This window comes from Streptomyces sp. NPDC006487 (assembly GCF_042870555.1).
Taxonomy (GTDB): Bacteria; Actinomycetota; Actinomycetes; order Streptomycetales; family Streptomycetaceae; genus Streptomyces.
In genome coordinates, this window is record NZ_JBIAHN010000011.1 from 63,358 (window position 1) to 80,339 (window position 16,982).

Sequence of the window (16,982 nt, forward strand, 5' to 3'; positions counted from 1 at the left end):
CAAGGGCGACGGCCCCCCGCCCGGCAGGGGGCGGAGGGCCGTCGGTACGGCTATCTCAGATGGTCCGGCCCGAAGGCCTGCGGCAGCATCGCGGAGAGCGGCAGGACGCCTTCCGGCGTCTCCACCTGGAGCTCCGCGCCGCCGAACTCGAAGAGGAGCTGGCGGCAGCGACCGCAGGGGACGAGGATCTCGCCCTTGCCGTCCACGCACGTGAAGTGCGTCAGCCGGCCGCCGCCGGTGGCCTGGAGGGAGGAGACCAGCCCGCACTCGGCGCACAGGCCGAGCCCGTAGCTGGCGTTCTCGACGTTGCAGCCGACGACGGTGCGGCCGTCGTCGACCAGCGCCGCGACACCGACCGGGAAGCCCGAGTACGGGGCGTACGCCCGGGACATGGCCTCCCGGGCGGCCTCGCGCAGGGCCTCCCAGTCGGGAGCGGCCGTCACTTGCCCTGGCCCTTGCGGTACGGCATGCCGTCCGCCTTGGGCATCCGCAGGCGCTGCGCGGACAGCGCGAGCACCAGCAGCGTGGTCAGGTACGGGGCGGCGTCCACGAACTGGCTGGGCACCTGGTCCGTGAGCCCGTACCAGAGGAACAGCAGCACGGCGAAGACCGCCGAGACGCCGGCCGGGACGTAGCGCTTCTTGTAGAGCTGCCAGGCCACGACCAGGACGAGCAGGATCGCGATGAGCAGCAGCATCGCGTGGACGTTCTCGGCGCCGCCGCGCAGTTTGAGGCTGTCGGTGAAGCCGAACAGGCCGGCGCCCAGCGCCATGCCGCCCGGCATCCAGTTGCCGAAGATCATCGCGGCGAGGCCGATGTAGCCGCGGCCGCCGGTCTGGCCCTCCTGGTAGATCGGGCTGGCCACGATCGACAGGAACGCGCCGCCCAGGCCCGCGAGGGCGCCCGAGACGATCACGGCGATGTACTTGTACTTGTAGACGTTGACGCCGAGCGATTCGGCGGCGATGGGGTTCTCACCGCAGGAGCGCAGCCGCAGGCCGAAGGTGGTGCGCCAGAGCACCCACCAGGTGCCGGGGATCAGCAGCAGCGCGACGACGGTCAGCAGCGACAGGCCGGTGACCAGACCGCCGACCACGCCCGCGACGTCGGAGACGAAGAACCAGTGCTTGCCCTGGAGGGTGGCCATCCAGTCCGACAGCCCCGGCACGGTGATCTCGTAGATCGGCTCGACGCGCGGGGACTGCTTGGAGGAGCCGCCGGGCGCCTCGGCGAACGTGAAGTTCGACAGGTACTGGGTGAAGCCCAGCGCCAGGATGTTGATGGCCACACCGGAGACGATGTGGTTCACGTTGAAGGTGACCGTGATGATCGCGTGCAGCAGGCCGCCGATGGCGCCGCCGATCAGGCCGGCGATGACGCCGGTCCACGGGCCCCACTGGTAACCGGCCCAGGCACCGAACCAGGTGCCGAGGATCATCATGCCTTCGAGGCCGATGTTGACGACGCCCGCGCGCTCGGCCCACAGGCCGCCGAGTCCGGCGAGGCCGATCGGCACGGCGAGGGAGAGCGCTCCGGAGACCTGGCCGATGGAGGTCAGGTCGTCCGCGCCGCTGATCACGCGGACCAGCGAGACGAGAGCGAGGCCGCCCGCGACGATCAGCATGATCCACGGGAGGGTGAGCTTGGTGCGGCCGCCCTGCTTCTTGGGCGCGGCGCTGGTCGCGGAAACGGTGCTGGTGCTCACGCCGAGACCTCCTTCTCGGTCGTGATGGCGTGGCCTGCGGCCAGCTCCTCGCCGACCTTCTGCTGCTGGCGTCGGATCCCGTAGCGGCGGACGAGCTCGTAGGAGACGACGACCGCGATCACGATCAGCCCCTTCATGATCGTGCCGATCTCCTTCGCGAAGCCGGCCGTGTCGAGCGAGGCCGAGGACTTGTCGATGAAGGCCATCAGGAGCGCGGCGAAGAAGATGCCGACCGGGTGGTTGCGGCCGAGCAGCGCGATGGTGATGCCGGTGAAGCCGACACCGACCGGGAAGGACAGGCTGTACGTGTGGCTCTCGCCCAGCAGCACCGGCATGCCGGCGAGGCCGGCGACGGCGCCGGAGATGAGCATCGAGGTGATGATCATCTTCTTGGCGTCCACGCCGGAGGCCTGCGCGGCGGACTCGCTGGCGCCGGTGGCGCGCAGGTCGAAGCCGAAGCGGGTGCGGCCCAGGACGAACCAGTAGACGATGCCCAGCGCGAAGGCGAGGAAGGTGAAGCCGTAGATCTCCAGGCCGTCACCGAGGGAGATCGCCGGGAACCAGCCGGACGCGGCGATGTCGCCGGTGGTCAGGTCGTTGGAGCCCGCGGGCTGGACGCCGAGGTTCTTCGGCAGGATCAGCCAGGCGATCAGGCTGGTGGCGATCGCGTTCAGCATGATCGTGGAGACGACCTCGCTGACTCCGCGCTTCGCCTTCAGGACGCCCGCGATGCCGGCCCAGAAGGCACCGACCAGCATGGCGACGATCACGATCAGCAGGATGTGCAGCGGGCCGGGCAGCGAGACCGCCGCGCCGACGACCGCCGACACCATCGCCGCGAGCCGGTACTGGCCGTCGACGCCGATGTTGAAGAGGTTCATCCGGAAGCCGATGGCCACGGCCAGGGCCGCCAGGTAGTACGTACCGGCCTGGTTGACGATGAGGACCTGGACGTCCTCGTAGGTCGCGTTCTCCACCATGAGCCGCAGCGGTTCGATCGGGTCCACGCCCGTCGCCGCCAGCACGATCATGGTCAGCAGGAAGGCGGTGACCAGCGCGAGCGCGGGCCCGGCGAAGCCGAGGAGCAGCCGGTCCTTGTCGAGTTTCTTCATCGGGCCTCGTCCTCCGGGGAGTCGGTACGGGCATCCGTGCCGGCGTCGGAGCGGTTGTCGGTGGCTTCCGTGACCTCTGCGGCCTCTGTAGCTTGCATGGGTACCTCAAGGTGCCCGGAGGCGGCGCCCGTCATGGCGGTGCCGAGTTCTTCGGGGGTCACGGTCGCGGGGTCGGCGTCGGCGACCAGGCGGCCGCGGTAGATGACGCGCAGGGTGTCGGACAGGCCGATGAGCTCGTCCAGGTCGGCGGAGATCAGCAGGACCGCCAGGCCCTCGCGGCGGGCCTCGCGGATCGCGTCCCAGATCTGCGCCTGCGCGCCGACGTCCACACCGCGGGTGGGGTGGGCGGCGATCAGGAACTTCGGGTTGTGGCTCATCTCGCGGCCGACGATCAGCTTCTGCTGGTTGCCGCCGGAGAGCGAGGCCGCGGTGACTTCGATGCCGGGCGTGCGGACGTCGTACTCGCGCACGATCCGCTCGGTGTCCTTGCGGGCGGCCTTCGGGTCGAGGATGCCGCGCTTGGAGTTGGGGGCTTCGGTGACGTGGCCGAGGATGCGGTTCTCCCAGAGGGAGGACTCCAGCAGCAGACCGTGCCGGTGGCGGTCCTCGGGGATGTAGCCGATGCCGCCCTCGCGGCGCTTGCGCACCGGGGACTTGGTGATGTCCTTGCCGTCGAGGGTGATGACGCCCGTGTCGGGGGTCATCATGCCCATGAGGGCCTCGATGAGCTCGGTCTGGCCGTTGCCCTCGACGCCCGCGATGCCGAGGATCTCGCCCTTGTGGATCGTGAAGCTGATCCCGTCGAGCAGCAGGCGTCCGGCGACCGGGGTCTCGCGCAGGTTGGCGTCCGGCAGGCCCGGCGTGCGCGCGGTGTCCTCCGCGACGACGGGCGCGCCGCCCTCGGCGACGGTCAGACCCTGGACCTGGAGCATCGGGGTGGTGGTCACCGTGGACTCGCGGGTCTCCGGGGACGGCAGCTCGGAGCCGACCATGAGCTCGGCGAGCTGCTTGGTCGTGGTCGCGCGCGGGTCGGCGGTACCGACCGTGGTGCCGCGCCGGATGACGGTGATGTCGTCGGCGACCTTGAGGACCTCGCCCAGCTTGTGCGAGATGAAGATGACGGTCAGGCCCTCGGACTTGAGCTCGCGCAGGTTGTCGAAGAGCGCGTCGACCTCCTGCGGCACGAGCACGGCCGTCGGCTCGTCGAGGATGAGGATCTTCGCGCCGCGGTAGAGGACCTTGAGGATCTCCACGCGCTGGCGGTCGGCGACACCGAGGTCCTCGACCAGGGCGTCGGGACGTACGCCGAGGCCGTACGCGTCCGAGATCTCCCTGATCTTCTTGCGGGCCTTCGCGCCGATGCCGTACAGCTTCTCGCCGCCGAGAACGACGTTCTCCAGGACGGTGAGGTTGTCGGCGAGCATGAAGTGCTGGTGCACCATGCCGATGCCGCGGGCGATGGCTTCGCCGGGGCTGCTGAAGGAGACCTGCTCCCCGTCGATGGCGATGGTGCCCTCGTCCGGCTTCTGCATGCCGTAGAGGATCTTCATCAGCGTCGACTTGCCGGCGCCGTTCTCACCGACGAGGGCGTGGACCGTGCCCTTGCGGACGGTGATCGCGATGTCCTTGTTGGCGACGACGCCGGGGAAGCGCTTGGTGATGCCGTGCAGTTCTACGGCGGGGGGCGGGCTGGACGCGTTGATGACGCACTCTCCTTGGCGCGGAAGGAGCTGAAGGCAGGGAGGGGACAGGGCGGGGGGAGAAAGTATCGCGTCCACGATGCTTCTACGCGCGTAGCACTGTCGAAAGTGAAAACTTGCGGCCAACCGGCCACAAGATCACATGAAACCACGTGACATGGGCCGGGGCCCGGGAGCGATGAGACCGCTTCCCGGACCCCGGGCATCACGTGTACAGCGAGCCGGACGGCACCTTACGGTGCGGTCTTGACCTCGATCTTCTTGGCGATGATGTCGGCCTTCGCCTTGTCGACCGCGGCGACGAGCTCCGTCATTTCCTTGTACTTCGGGTTGGAGTCGGCCAGGCCGACGCCGTCCTTGTCGAGGCCGTAGCGGACCTCACCGGACTCCGGCTTGCCGTCCTTGACCGACTTGATCAGGTTGTAGACGGAGTCGGAGACATCCTTGGTGACCGAGGTCAGGATGAAGTCCTTGTACTTCGACAGACCGGCCTGGTTGTACTGGTCCGAGTCGACACCGATGGACCACTTGCTCTTGGCCGAGGCGGCCTCGATGGCACCGGAGCCGGCCAGACCGGCGGCCGAGTAGATCACGTCGGCGCCCTTGTCGAGCTGGCCCTCGGCCGCGGCCTTGCCCAGGTCGGGCTTGGCGAAGCCGTCGAAGTTCGGCGGCTGCGTCAGGTACTGGACGAGCACCTTGGCGTTCGGGTTGGTGTCCTTGACGCCCTGCGCGAAGCCGGCCTCGAACTTCTTGATCAGCGGAACCTCGACACCGCCGATGAAGCCGACCGTGCCGGTCTTGGACGCCTTGGCGGCGGCGACGCCGGCCAGGTAGGAGCCCTGCTCCTCGTTGAAGACGAGGTTGGCGATGTTCTTCGCCTGCACCGAGGTGTCGTCGATGATGCCGAACGTGGTGTTCGGGAACTTCTCGGCGACCTTCTTGATGGCCGGCGCGTAGGCGAAGCCGACGCCGATGACCGGGTTGTTGCCCTTGCGGGCCAGCTCGGTGAGGCGCTGGACCTTGTCGGCCTCGCCCTCGCCGTCGGTGGGCTCCGCCTGGGCGCCCTTGATCTTGAGGTCCTTCTCGGCCTTGGCGAGGCCTTCGTAGGCGGCGTCGTTGAACGACTGGTCGCCGCGGCCACCGATGTCGTACGCGATGGCGGCCGACCCCTCCGAGGAGGAGGAAGAGGAGGCGGACGAAGACGAGTCCGAGGACTTCTTACCGCCACAGGCGGTGGCCGAGAGGGCCAGCGCCGCGGACGCGATGCCCACGGTGGCGATCCTGGTGATCCGGCGCAAGGGGAGGCTCCTTCAAAACCTGACCGAAGCGCCACGACCGGCGCTGGTTTCGCCGCGATCGTAACGCGCGTAGATGTCAGTTAAAGGCCCGTTCATGAGTCGTTATCGGATCGTCGTGAACCAGACAGTGACCGATCAGTAACTGTCGACGCGTCCAGCCCATGTGTACCAAGGGCTGGACGCGTCCGCCGGATCAATCTCCGATGTTGTAAGAACTTCTACCCCGCCGACCCCGCGAGCCTGGCGCGTCGCCCCTCCACGGGGCGGCCGTCGAGCAATGCGGCGGCCGTGAAGAACTCCACGCCGACCCCGATCGCGGCCTCGTCCACATCGAAATCACCCCGGTGCAGATCCCGCTTCGCCGTGTCCCCGGGCGCCCGGACACCCAGGCGCGCCATGGCCCCGGGGACGTGCTCCAGGTACCAGGAGAAGTCTTCGCCGCCCAGGCTCTGCTCGGTGTCCTCGACCGAGTCGGCCCCGCGCCGGGCGCTCATCGCCTCGCGCAGCAGTTCGGTGACCACCGGGTCGTTGACGACCGGGGGCACTCCGCGCACGTAGGTGATCTCCGACTTGGCCCGGTGCATCGAGGCGATCTCGTCGATGACGGCGTGGATCTGGTCGGGTGCCTCGTGCCAGGAGGCCAGGTCCAGGCAGCGAACGGTTCCGGACAGTTCCGCGTGCATCGGGATGACGTTGCAGGCGTGCCCGGCCTCGATCCGGCCCCAGGTGACGGACATGCCCGAGCGGGCGTCCATCCGCTTGGTCAGCAGGGCCGGCAGGTCGAGGGCGAGCCGGGCGGCCGCCGTCACCAGGTCGGTGGTCAGGTGCGGACGGGCGGTGTGCCCGCCGGGGCCTTCGAGGGTGACCTCCAGCCGGTCGCAGGCCGAGGTGATGGGCCCGGTGCGCAGGCCGATCCGGCCGGCGTCGACCCGGGGGTCGCAGTGCAGGGCGATGATCTTGCCCACGCCGTCCAGCACCCCGGAGTCGATGGCCTCGGTGGCGCCGCCGGGCAGCACCTCCTCGGCGGGCTGGAAGAGCAGCCGCACCGGCCGGGGCAGCTCGCCGCGGCGGTCGAGCTCGGCGAGGACGAGGCCCGCGCCGAGCACCACGGCGGTGTGCACGTCGTGGCCGCAGGCGTGGGCGCGGTCCGGGACGGTCGAGCGGTACGAGACGTGCGTCTTGGCGTCCGGGATGGGCAGGGCGTCGATGTCCGCGCGCAGGGCCAGCATGGGACGTACGCCGTCCCAGGTGCCGACGTCACAGATGAGCCCGGTGCCCGACTTCAGCACCCTCGGGCGGAGGCCCGCTTTCTCCAGCCGGGCCTTGATCGCCGCCGTGGTGCGGAACTCCTGGTGTCCTAGCTCGGGATGCATGTGCAAGTCCCGGCGGAAGGCGATCAGTTCGGCACGCAGGTGGTCCGGAAGCTTGCCGGGCAGCTCGGGCCGGTCGGGCTTGCCGGGCAGGGCGGTCTGGGACTCGCGGGACATCAACTGGTTCACCCGTTTAAGGGTAGGCCCACCCATGGGTCAACTGGCTGGAGATCACAAAAAGTTCATGCCGTTAGGGGAAAGAAACCCGGCCTCTGGACGCATGACCGGATGTGGCCGCGGGTAAACTCGCGCGCTCACTCGTCCGCTCATCCGGCTGCCGGAGCCGTCTGAGCAGGAAGTCTGTGCACATCACGGGCGGTTTCGGTGACTCCGGCGAGGAAACCGCGGGCCCGGTCCGAGGCCGACGCCGTGAGCCAGCTCGGATCCACATCGCATACGGCCACGGTCACGCCGGTGCCGGTCAGCGCGTAGGGCAGGGTGTGGACCACCGTGGAGGGGAAGCTGACGATCGTCCGGCCGACCGGGCCCCGCCGGGCGATCAGCTCCAGGGGCAGGTCGGGACGTACGATCTCCAGCCCGGTCGCCTCGCTCAGGGAGCGCAGCTTCTCCGGGGATTCCCGGCGGTGGGCGAAGTAGCGGGTGGCCCCGTGTTCCAGGGTCAGGGCGCGCACCGCCTCCAGGTAGCGGTCCGGGTCGACCACGCCGGTCTCCACCAGTGAGGTGCCGACCAGGTCGGTGCCCTTGGTCAGGAGGGGCGGGCCGAAGCGGGCCCGGGTCCACGCGAAGTCGTTGAGCCGTACGGTCATCCCGCCGTGCTCGGTGACCGGCATCGAGCTGAACACCTCGACGCGGCGGCCGCCGCCCCCGCCCGGGGTGAACCGCCGCCGGGCCGTCGCCGAGACCGGCGCGTACGCCAGCTCCCGCAGCCGGGCCGGGAGCCCACCGCCGCCGACCCGGTGCCAGCGCACGAGGCGCTCGCCGCGGGCCGTCTGGGCGACGAACTCCATCGTCGCGGTGCCGTCGTCGACCACGACGAGCTCCTCGGCCCGGACGAGGGTGAGCAGGAGCTGCACGTAGCGGGAGAACGGATCCCCTATGACCACCCGCTCGGCCGCCCGCACCTCCCGCGCCAGCGCGGCGAAGGCCTTGAACGGTGCGAACCGGCCCCCGCGGGCCTCCTGCCACCGCACCTCGTGCCCCTCGTCCCGGGCCAGCCCCGCCATCCGGCGGAGCTGGCCCCGGGACATGGGGTCGGTGGGCGGGAGCACCACGATCCGCAGACCCGGGACCGAGCCGGGCCCGGCCGCCCCGGGCTCGGTCCCGCCGCCGCGGGCCGGCTGGCGCGGGACGACTCCGAGGAGCCGGCCGGTGCCCCGGGCGTGCGCCCACTCCAGAACGTTGAGGAGCTGGACCGGGCTTTCGACGAAGGCCAGGGTCGGGGCGTGGGCTGAGGGGGTCACCATGTGCTCCTCGTCGGAGGGTGGAGGGGAACGGTGCGGGGTGTGCGAGGGGTGCGCGAGGGATCAGACGGAGGCGAGTTCCCCCTGGACGCGGCGGAGCTTCTTCATGGGGCCGAGCTCGGAGGCGTAGACCCGCTTGATGCCGTCGCCCAGCGCGGTCTCGATGGTGCGGATGTCGCGGACCAGCCGGGCCAGGCCGCCCGGCTCCACGGAGGCGGCCTGGTCGGAGCCCCACATCGCGCGGTCGAGGGTGATGTGGCGCTCGACGAAGGTGGCGCCGAGGGCGACGGCGGCCAGGGTGGTCTGCAGGCCCGTCTCGTGGCCGGAGTAGCCGATCGGAACGTTCGGGTACTCCTCCTGGAGGGTGTTGATCACCCGCAGGTTGAGCTCCTCGGCCTTGGCCGGGTACGTCGAGGTGGCGTGACAGAGCAGGATGTTGTCGCTGCCGAGCACCTCCACCGCGTGCCGGATCTGCTTCGGGGTGGACATGCCGGTGGAGAGGACGACGGTACGGCCGGTGGCGCGCAGGGAGCGCAGCAGCTCGTCGTCGGTCAGCGAGGCGGAGGCGACCTTGTGGGCAGGGACGTCGAACTTCTCGAGGAAGGCGACGGCCTCGGTGTCCCACGGGGAGGCGAACCAGGCGATGCCGCGCTTGGCGCAGTGCTCGTCGATGGCGCGGTACTCGCTCTCGCCGAACTCCACGCGGTGGCGGTAGTCGATGTAGGTCATCCGGCCCCAGGGGGTGTCGCGCTCGATGTCCCACTGGTCTCGGGGGGTGCAGATCTCGGGCGTGCGCTTCTGGAACTTCACGGCGTCGCAGCCGGCTTCGGCGGCGGCGTCGACGAGGGCGAGGGCGTTGCCGAGATCGCCGTTGTGGTTGATGCCGATCTCGCCGACGACGTAGACGGGGTGGCCGGGGCCGGCGATGCGGGAGCCGAAGGTCCGGAGGCGGGAGGTGGGGGTGACCGTCATGGCAGGGCTGTCCTTCGGAGCGTGGGGTGTACGGGGAGGTGCGGGCACGGATGCGAGCACCGGGGTGTGGACAGAGGTGAGGACCGAGGTGGGGAGGGGTGCGGGGGCCGGTGCGGCCACGGGAGTGAGTACGGGAGTGAGTACGGGTACGAGGGCGCGGGCGCGGGCCAGGTCGTGGGGATCGTCGATCTCCAGCACCCGTGCGGGGTCGGTGGCGACCGGGACGGTCCGCCCGAAGAAGCGGTGGCGGGCGGTCCGGAAGCCGGCGGCGTCCATGGCGTAGGCGGCGCCGGTCTCCAGGAGGTCCTGGGGGCGGTCCTGACGGCGGGGGCGGTACGAGGTGTCGTGATTGACCCCGGTCCCGGAGCCGTCGGGGGCCGCCCGCCAGAGGAAGCCGTGGAAGGGGGCCGCCGTGAGCGCGGAGTCGGCGGCGCCGGACGCGACGGCGGCGGCGACGGACTCCACGTCGGAGGCGGTGACGAAAGGGCTGGTGCACTGGACGAGGAGGACCACGTCGACGGTGACGGAGTGCAGTTCCTCGAAGGAGTCGAGCGCGTGCAGGACGGCGGCCTCACTGGTGGCGGTGTCCCCGGAGATCCCGGCGGGCCTCCGCAGCACCACGGCCCCGGCTCCTCGGGCGGCGTCGCCGATGGCCTCGGAGTCGGTGGACACGAGGACGTCGGTGACGGTCGCGGCCCCCAGGCAGGCCCGCACGGCCCGGACCACGAGCGGCATCCCGCCGACGTCGGCCAGGTTCTTCCCGGGCACCCCCTTGGACCCGCCGCGCGCGGGGATCACGGCGAGCACCCTGGGCACGGCGCGGACCTCGCGGAGGGATCCGGCGGTGGCCGGGGCGGGGACGGCGGCGTGCGGAGCCGCGGCGCCTGCCGGAACCGCGGCGCGTGCGGCGGCCGCGGCGCGTGCAACGGCGGCGCGCGTAAGGGCCCGGGCCGGGCGGGGGCTCACAGCTCCCCCAGGCGGCGGATCACGGGCGCGACGCGCTGGACGCCGTGGCGGTAGGCGCCGCGGGCCGCTTCGCGCAGATGGGCGCGGAGGCGGCGGCGCAGCCGGGACCCCCCGGGGTCGGCCGGGGCCGCGCCGGGCAACGGGTGCCCGTCGGGGCCGAGATGGTGTCTGGACAGGATCCCGGGCAGGTATCCCGGCGCGGTGTCCTGCGTGTAGTAGGGCGCCACGGCCGGGAGCGGGCCCGCGCCCAGCAGCTCCGCGAGGCGTGCCCGCGCGGTGGTGTAGGGGTCGTGCCCACCGGCCTGTCCGGTCGGCCCGACCGCTCCCGCCCGCTCGGCCGCCGGGGTGCCCACGCCCTGGGCCGCCAGCCAGTCCGGGTCGGCCTTCGGGAGCAGGCCCGCGTCGAGCTGGGTCCAGGAGGCCATGCAGCCGGAGCCCAGGAAGTGGTGGTTCCCGAGGGTCTCGCGGACTCCGAGGTCGGTCAGGACGGCCGTCGGGATGCCCCGGTGGAGGGATTCCAGGGCCGCCGTGGAGGAGACGGTGACCAGCAGGTCCGTGGTGTCCAGGACCTCGCCCATGTTCCCGTACACCAGACGGCAGTTGGAGGGGAGGCCGCCGGGGAGCCGCTCCGCAAGGCGCTGGTACGGGAGCTCCTCCAGGTGCGTGGTGTGCTCCCCCGGCCGGCTGCGGAGTTTGATCAGCACCTCGCGTCCGGGGTGCAGCCGGGCGTGTTCCGCGGCGCGGCGCAGCAGGTACGCGCGGTCCGCCCGGGTGTCCGGCACGGACGGCTGGACCGCGAAGACCACCCGGTGGACCGTGGCGCCCACCGGCTCGTAGGGCTTCGCGCCGGCCGGCGCGAGGAAGGGCAGCGCGGTCTCCACGACGGCACCGGCTTCGGCGCCGACCCCCTCGTAGACCGCACGGAACCGTCCCGCGTCGTGGCGGGAGTTGGCGAGCACCAGGTCGGCGCCGTGGCGCAGCAGCAGGCCGTCGGCGAGCTTCTCGTAGACGACTCCGACGTACCCGGTGACGAACGCCGGCCGCGCGGCCGGCTCCGGCCACAGGGCCCGGGCCCCGTGCAGGACGGCCTGGACGGCGCCGCCGACCAGGGCGAGGACGACGACGTCGTAGGGGTTGCGGGACTCCCGCTCCGCCGCGAGGAGTTCGGCGAGGAACCGCGCGCAGGTGACTTCGGTGAGCCGGTCCGCCGTGACCCCGACTTCGCCGAGCTGGCGCGCGGTGGGCGTGGCCCGGCCGCGGAGCAGGTATCCGGTCAGGTGGACGGAGTCCGGCTCCGGAGCGAGACGGCGCGCGGTGAGCGCTCCCCATTTCCAGCGGGTGTCGGAATCGGCGAGTACGGCCACACGAAGGGCGCGGTTGCTTGCTGGCACCCGGCAGAAGTTATTCCGGCTTTTCGGTGATCGGCCCAACGAGCGCACAACAGCGGGTTAACAACCCGTCGACTGAATGCGAAAGCGTGCGGGTTAACGCTCCCGCCGTGCGTCGTTCACATGGAATCCGCGTCCGGGCCACAGTCGATGACGAGCAGCGCTCTAATGTCTCGAAGGTGCTCAAGCTCTCTGTTGTCGTGCCGTTCTTCAACGTGCAGACGTATGCGCCGGATGCCCTGAAAAGCCTCGAAGTCAACGCTCGGGACGATTTCGAGTTCCTGCTCGTCGACGACCGCTCCACGGACGGAACGCCCGCGCTCCTGGAGCGGGCGGCCCGCGAGCTGCCCGGCGCCGTACACCTCAGACACGAGCGCAACGGCGGCCTGGCGACGGCGCGGAACACCGGCCTGGACGCGGCCCGCGGCGAGTACATCGCCTTCCTGGACGGGGACGACTGGCTGGCGCCGGGCCACCTGGCCCGCACCCTGGCCGCCATCGAGGCCCTGAAATGCGATTTCGTCCGTACCGACCACGTCCAGTGCACGGGCAGGACGCGCAGCGTCCAGCGCGTCCCCTACGGGCCGGAGTCGGTGGTGGCCGATCCGCGCAGCGGAATCCTGCCCGTGACCCGCGCGACCTCGGTGGACTATCCGTACGCCTGGGCGGGGATGTACCACCGGCGGCTGCTGGACCGCGGGCTGCTGCACTTCACGGACGGTCTGCGGACGGCGGAGGACCGGCCGTGGATCTGGCGGCTGCACCGGGAGGCGGAGTCGTTCGCCCCGGTCGGTCTGCCCGGAATCTTCTACCGTCGCGGGGTCTCCACCTCGCTGACACAAATCGGTGACGAGCGGCAGCTCGATTTCATTCGGGCATTCGATCAGGTTCTGTTCGAAGCGGCCGCCGACCGGGAATCCGATCTCCTCCTCCCGAAGGCCGTCCGAACATACTGCGCGATTATCGCTCACCATGTCGGGTCCATCGAAAGGTTCGAACCACCCGTGGCCAGAAAACTCCGCTCGATGAGCACGGCCGCACTCGGCAGAATGCCCCAGCGGGTACTGGACCGGACCTTGGACTCGATGGACGCCGACCGCGCGGCCCTGCTCCGCAGGCTCCGCAGGCGCGCCACGGCCGGATCCGCCCCGGCGGCCCCCGCCGTGACCCCCGCGACCCCCACCGCGTCCGATGCGTCCGCCGGGGTGAAGGCGTGAACGTCACCCAGATCTTCCTGGCCTCCACCCTCTACGGCACGGCCACCCTCGCCGCCGCCCTCGACGCGGACCTCTTCCCGCCCGCCGGCCGCCGGATCCTGCTGACCAGCAACCACTCCGTGACCGCCGAGATCACCCCGGGCCTGACCGCCGCACCCGGCTTCGCCGCCCTGAGGAGCCGTTTCGACGAGGTCCTCGACTGGAACGCCGTCATCGCCCCGCAGCACCCCAGCACGTGGAGCCCGCGCCCCGAGGACGTCCCGCTGTGGGAACGCCAGCTGCGCTCTTCCTGGGGCCTGGGCACCGACCGCGTCGAGCTGATCGTGGAGTCGCTCCAGGTGCCGCCCGCCCAGAGCCTGTGCCGGCTCTTCCCCGGGGCGGCCATGGAGGTCTACGCCGACGGGCTGATGAGTTACGGTCCCACCCGCTTCCGCCTCGATCCCGGGCTCGGGATGCGCGTACGGCGGGTGCTGCACCTGGACCTCGTACCGGGCCTGGAGCCGCTGCTGCTGACCGAGTTCGGGGTACGGGCCGAGGCGATCCCGGCCGCCGCCTTCCTCAAGGTCATCGGGGAGCTCGAAGCGGCGGTGGAGAGCCCGGTGGAGCTGCCTCCGGCGCCGGCCGGTGCCGGCTCCGATGCCCCCGCGCTCCTGCTGGGCCAGTACCTCTCCGCCCTCGACCTCGTGCCGGCCGACGAGGAGGAGGAACTGCACGGGGAGATGGTCCGCGGCGCCCACGCGCTGGGCCACCGCGTGATGGTCTTCAAACCGCACCCCAGCGCCCCCGCCGCCTGCGCCCGCCGGGCGCAGGAGGAGGCCGGGCGGCTCGGCGTGCGGCTGACCGTGCTGACCACCCCGGTGCTCGCCGAGACCCTCTACGAGCGGCTGCGCCCGGCCCTGGTCGTCGGCTGCTTCTCCACGGGGCTGCTGACCGCCGCCACCCTGTACGGGCTCCCGGTGGCCCGGACCGGCACGGGAACCGTGCTGGGGCGCCTGTCCCCGTACCCGAACAGCAACCGGATCCCGCTCGTGCTGGCCGATGCCCTGCTGCCCGATCTCGCGGACCCCGCGGCCGTACGCTCCTGGACCCCGCCGGGGCCCGAACGGGTGGCGGCCGAGCTGACGGGCCTGGTCACGGCCGTGGGGTTCACCATGCAGCCCAAGATCCTGGCGGAACGCCGCGCGGAGGCCGAGCGCTGGCTGGCCGCGAACCTGACCCCGGACACCTGGCGCTACTTCACCCGCGGCCGGCTGACCACCCTGGGCCTGCCGGGCGGCATCCCGGCGCAGTTGTCCTTCCTGCCCCGCAGTCGCGCGGCCCGCCGGGTGGCCCGGCTGCTGCGCAGGGCGGTCGGCTAGCCGCCGCACGGCCGCACCGCCGCCGCCCGGCGCCGCGAGGCCGGATCAGCTCACGGCGAGCTTCGCGGCGAAGCCCAGGAACAGCACGCCCGCCGCCGAGCTGGCACCGGCGGCGAGCCGCTTGCGGCGCCGGAAGGCGGCCGCCAGGCGGTTCCCGCCGAAGATCAGCGTGGTCAGGTAGAGGAAGCTGCCGATCTGCATCAGGCCGCCCAGCAGCAGGAAGGACAGCGCCGGGTAGGCGTAGGCCGTGTCCACGAACTGCACGAAGAAGGACATCAGGAAGAGGATGGCCTTGGGGTTGAAGACGCTGATCAGCAGCGCCCGCCGGTAGGGCCGCTCCGTGTCGCCGGCCTTCACCCCGGAGGCGGCCGCGGCCGCCTCCGGGGCGTCCCCGGCGAGCACGTCGGTCCCGGCACGCTCGCGGCGGGCGCGCCACATGGTCCACGCGCCCCGCAGCATGCCGATGGCGAGCCAGGTCAGGTACCCGGCGCCGAGCAGTTTGACGACGCCGAACACGATCGGGCTGGTCTGCAGCAGCGCCCCGGCGCCGACCGCGGCCAGGGTCATGAGCAGGGCGTCCCCGGTGAACACGCCGGCGGCGGCCCGGTACCCCTGGCGGACCCCGCCGCGCGCGGCGACGGAGAGCACGTAGAGCGAGTTCGGCCCCGGCAGCAAAATGATCAGCACCAGGCCGGCGAGATACGTCGGAAGATCTGTGACACCCAGCATGTGCAGGAGTGTCCCATGAGGACACACCTGTCGCGCCAGTCGATTTCACGGACCGGGACCGAATCGGAATCAGCCGCGGTCACCAGCCGGAATCAGCCGGCACGTACGTCCCCCACACCTCCCGCAGCGCCCCGCACACCTCCCCCACCGTGGCCCTGGCCCGCAGCGCCTCCCGCATCGGATGGAGCACGTTCTCGGTTCCCGCCGCCGCTTCCCGCAGCGCCGCGAGCGCCTCGTCCACGGCCGCCCCGTCGCGCCCCGCCCGCAGCGCGGCGAGGGACGCCCGCTGCCGGTCCTCGATCGCCGGATCCACCCGCAGCGGCTCGTACGGCTCCTCCTCGTCCAGCGCGAAGCGGTTGACCCCGACCACCACGCGCTCGCCGGCCTCGGTCTCCCGGGCGATCCGGTACGCGTTCCGCTCGATCTCCGCCTTCTGGAAGCCCGCCTCGATCGCGGCCACCGCCCCGCCCATCGCCTCGACCCGCGCCATCAGCTCGAGCGCCGCCGCCTGGACCTCGTCCGTCATCCGCTCCACCGCGTAGGACCCCGCGAAGGGGTCGACGGTGTGCGGCACGTCCGTCTCGTACGCCAGCACCTGCTGGGTGCGCAGCGCGAGGCGGGCCGACTTCTCGGTGGGCAGCGCGATCGCCTCGTCGAAGGAGTTGGTGTGCAGCGACTGGGTGCCGCCCAGCACGGCTGCCAGCCCCTGCACGGCGACCCGGACCAGGTTCAGCTCCGGCTGCTGCGCCGTCAGCTGCACCCCGGCGGTCTGGGTGTGGAAGCGCAGCATCAGCGATCGGGGGTCCCGGGCCCCGAACTCCTCGCGCATGACGCGGGCCCAGATCCGCCGGGCCGCGCGGAACTTCGCGACCTCCTCCAGGAGGGTGGTGCGGGCGACGAAGAAGAACGACAGCCGGGGCGCGAACGCGTCGACCTCCATCCCGGCGGCCAGCGCGGTCCGTACGTACGCGATCGCGTCGGCCAGCGTGAAGGCGATCTCCTGCGCGGGCGAGGCCCCCGCCTCGGCCATGTGGTAGCCGGAGATGGAGATGGTGTTCCACCTGGGGAGCTCGGCCCGGCAGTAGCGGAAGAGATCGGCCGTCAACCTCAGGGAGGGGCCGGGCGGGAAAATGTAGGTCCCCCGTGCGATGTACTCCTTCAGCACGTCGTTCTGGACCGTGCCGGTCAGCAGGCCGGGCTCGACCCCCTGTTCCTCGGCGACCAGTTGGTAGAGCAGGAGCAGCGGCGCGGCCGGCGCGTTGATCGTCATCGACGTGGACACCCGGTCGAGCGGGATCCCCTCGAAGAGCACCCGCATGTCCTCGACCGAGTCGATCGCGACGCCCACCTTCCCGACCTCGCCGTGCGCGAGCGGGGCGTCGGAGTCGTGCCCCATCTGGGTGGGCAGGTCGAAGGCCACGGACAGTCCGGCGGCGCCGCCCGCGATGAGCTGCCGGTAGCGGGCGTTGGACTCGGCGGCCGTGCCGAAGCCGGCGTACTGGCGCATGGTCCAGGGCCGTCCTGTGTACATCGTGGGGTGGACGCCCCGGGTGTACGGGTACTCCCCCGGCTCCCCCAGCTCGGTCCCGGGGTCCCAGCCGGCGAGGTCCTCCGGGCGGTAGACGGGCGCGATCGGGATCCCGCTCTCGGTGTGCCGCTCCATGTGGCTCGCTCCTTCGTGGATCCAAGGGGCCCGGGGCTGATAAAACGTCCCCGCGGCTACCGCGTGGTGGCCGCTGGTCACAA

The 16,982-nt window shown here is 71.5% G+C and carries 13 protein-coding genes and 1 pseudogene; 2 read left to right on the forward strand and 12 right to left on the reverse strand.

Annotated elements, in window-relative coordinates; genetic code table 11:
* Positions 1–50: 50 nt before the first annotated feature.
* The 10 genes and pseudogenes from ACFYM0_RS20165 to ACFYM0_RS20210 all read right to left on the reverse strand — a co-directional run bounded on the left by ACFYM0_RS20165 (position 51) and on the right by ACFYM0_RS20210 (position 11,935).
* Complete coding sequence (locus tag ACFYM0_RS20165) at positions 51–443, reverse strand: cytidine deaminase (protein ID WP_243333749.1); 393 nt, start codon at positions 441–443, stop codon at positions 51–53.
* Positions 440–1,705 carry an ABC transporter permease gene (locus ACFYM0_RS20170; protein WP_388503156.1) on the reverse strand — a complete coding sequence of 422 codons (1,266 nt, stop codon included), beginning with the start codon at positions 1,703–1,705 and terminating at the stop codon, positions 440–442. Before ACFYM0_RS20170 ends, ACFYM0_RS20165 begins: the two co-directional genes overlap by 4 nt.
* Entirely contained in the window at positions 1,702–2,817 is a 1,116-nt protein-coding gene (locus ACFYM0_RS20175; protein WP_388503159.1) for an ABC transporter permease, read from the reverse strand. Before ACFYM0_RS20175 ends, ACFYM0_RS20170 begins: the two co-directional genes overlap by 4 nt.
* Positions 2,814–4,520 carry an ABC transporter ATP-binding protein gene (locus ACFYM0_RS20180; protein WP_388503606.1) on the reverse strand — a complete coding sequence of 569 codons (1,707 nt, stop codon included), beginning with the start codon at positions 4,518–4,520 and terminating at the stop codon, positions 2,814–2,816. Before ACFYM0_RS20180 ends, ACFYM0_RS20175 begins: the two co-directional genes overlap by 4 nt.
* A 230-nt stretch (positions 4,521–4,750) precedes the next feature.
* Positions 4,751–5,815 (reverse strand): BMP family protein, encoded by a 1,065-nt coding sequence (locus ACFYM0_RS20185; protein WP_388503162.1) that lies wholly within the window; start codon positions 5,813–5,815, stop codon positions 4,751–4,753.
* Positions 5,816–6,033: 218 nt separating this feature from the next.
* A complete protein-coding gene (locus ACFYM0_RS20190) occupies positions 6,034–7,302 on the reverse strand; it encodes an amidohydrolase (protein ID WP_388503609.1) in 1,269 nt (422 codons plus the stop codon).
* A 149-nt stretch (positions 7,303–7,451) separates the two neighbouring features.
* Complete coding sequence (locus ACFYM0_RS20195) at positions 7,452–8,609, reverse strand: hypothetical protein (protein ID WP_388503165.1); 1,158 nt, start codon at positions 8,607–8,609, stop codon at positions 7,452–7,454.
* Positions 8,610–8,669: 60 nt separating this feature from the next.
* Complete coding sequence (locus tag ACFYM0_RS20200) at positions 8,670–9,578, reverse strand: N-acetylneuraminate synthase family protein (protein ID WP_388503612.1); 909 nt, start codon at positions 9,576–9,578, stop codon at positions 8,670–8,672.
* 444 nt (positions 9,579–10,022) lie between these two features.
* A pseudogene (locus tag ACFYM0_RS20205) lies at positions 10,023–10,544 on the reverse strand (cytidylyltransferase domain-containing protein); the annotation flags it as partial.
* Positions 10,541–11,935 (reverse strand): DUF6716 putative glycosyltransferase, encoded by a 1,395-nt coding sequence (locus tag ACFYM0_RS20210; RefSeq protein ID WP_388503168.1) that lies wholly within the window; start codon positions 11,933–11,935, stop codon positions 10,541–10,543. The gene ACFYM0_RS20210 and the pseudogene ACFYM0_RS20205, both read right to left, overlap by 4 nt.
* Positions 11,936–12,111: 176 nt before the next feature.
* On the opposite strand from ACFYM0_RS20210, the gene ACFYM0_RS20215 reads away from it, so the two are divergent.
* Together ACFYM0_RS20215 and ACFYM0_RS20220 are read left to right on the forward strand one after the other, a co-directional pair.
* Positions 12,112–13,149 carry a glycosyltransferase family 2 protein gene (locus ACFYM0_RS20215; RefSeq protein ID WP_388503170.1) on the forward strand — a complete coding sequence of 346 codons (1,038 nt, stop codon included), beginning with the start codon at positions 12,112–12,114 and terminating at the stop codon, positions 13,147–13,149.
* The gene (locus ACFYM0_RS20220; protein ID WP_388503173.1) at positions 13,146–14,507 is read left to right on the forward strand and encodes a polysialyltransferase family glycosyltransferase; all 1,362 of its coding nucleotides are present in this window, start codon (positions 13,146–13,148) and stop codon (positions 14,505–14,507) included. The genes ACFYM0_RS20215 and ACFYM0_RS20220 overlap by 4 nt, the downstream gene beginning before the upstream one ends.
* 45 nt (positions 14,508–14,552) lie before the next feature.
* Here the strand turns inward: ACFYM0_RS20220 and leuE are convergent, their stop codons facing one another.
* Together leuE and ACFYM0_RS20230 are read right to left on the reverse strand one after the other, a co-directional pair.
* Positions 14,553–15,236, reverse strand: a complete 684-nt coding sequence (leuE, locus tag ACFYM0_RS20225; protein WP_388503175.1) for a leucine efflux protein LeuE — start codon at positions 15,234–15,236, stop codon at positions 14,553–14,555.
* Positions 15,237–15,315: 79 nt separating this feature from the next.
* Complete coding sequence (locus ACFYM0_RS20230) at positions 15,316–16,899, reverse strand: methylmalonyl-CoA mutase (protein WP_388503177.1); 1,584 nt, start codon at positions 16,897–16,899, stop codon at positions 15,316–15,318.
* Positions 16,900–16,982: the final 83 nt, after the last annotated feature.

Excerpts from the sequence above, each read along its gene's own strand:
- ACFYM0_RS20230 (WP_388503177.1), bottom strand. The coding sequence starts at position 16,899 with ATGGAGCGGCACACCGAGAGCGGGATCCCGATCGCGCCCGTCTACCGC.
- ACFYM0_RS20190 (WP_388503609.1), bottom strand. The coding sequence starts at position 7,302 with ATGTCCCGCGAGTCCCAGACCGCCCTGCCCGGCAAGCCCGACCGGCCC.
- ACFYM0_RS20195 (WP_388503165.1), bottom strand. The coding sequence starts at position 8,609 with ATGGTGACCCCCTCAGCCCACGCCCCGACCCTGGCCTTCGTCGAAAGC.
- ACFYM0_RS20200 (WP_388503612.1), bottom strand. The coding sequence starts at position 9,578 with ATGACGGTCACCCCCACCTCCCGCCTCCGGACCTTCGGCTCCCGCATC.
- ACFYM0_RS20175 (WP_388503159.1), bottom strand. The coding sequence starts at position 2,817 with ATGAAGAAACTCGACAAGGACCGGCTGCTCCTCGGCTTCGCCGGGCCC.
- leuE (WP_388503175.1), bottom strand. The coding sequence starts at position 15,236 with ATGCTGGGTGTCACAGATCTTCCGACGTATCTCGCCGGCCTGGTGCTG.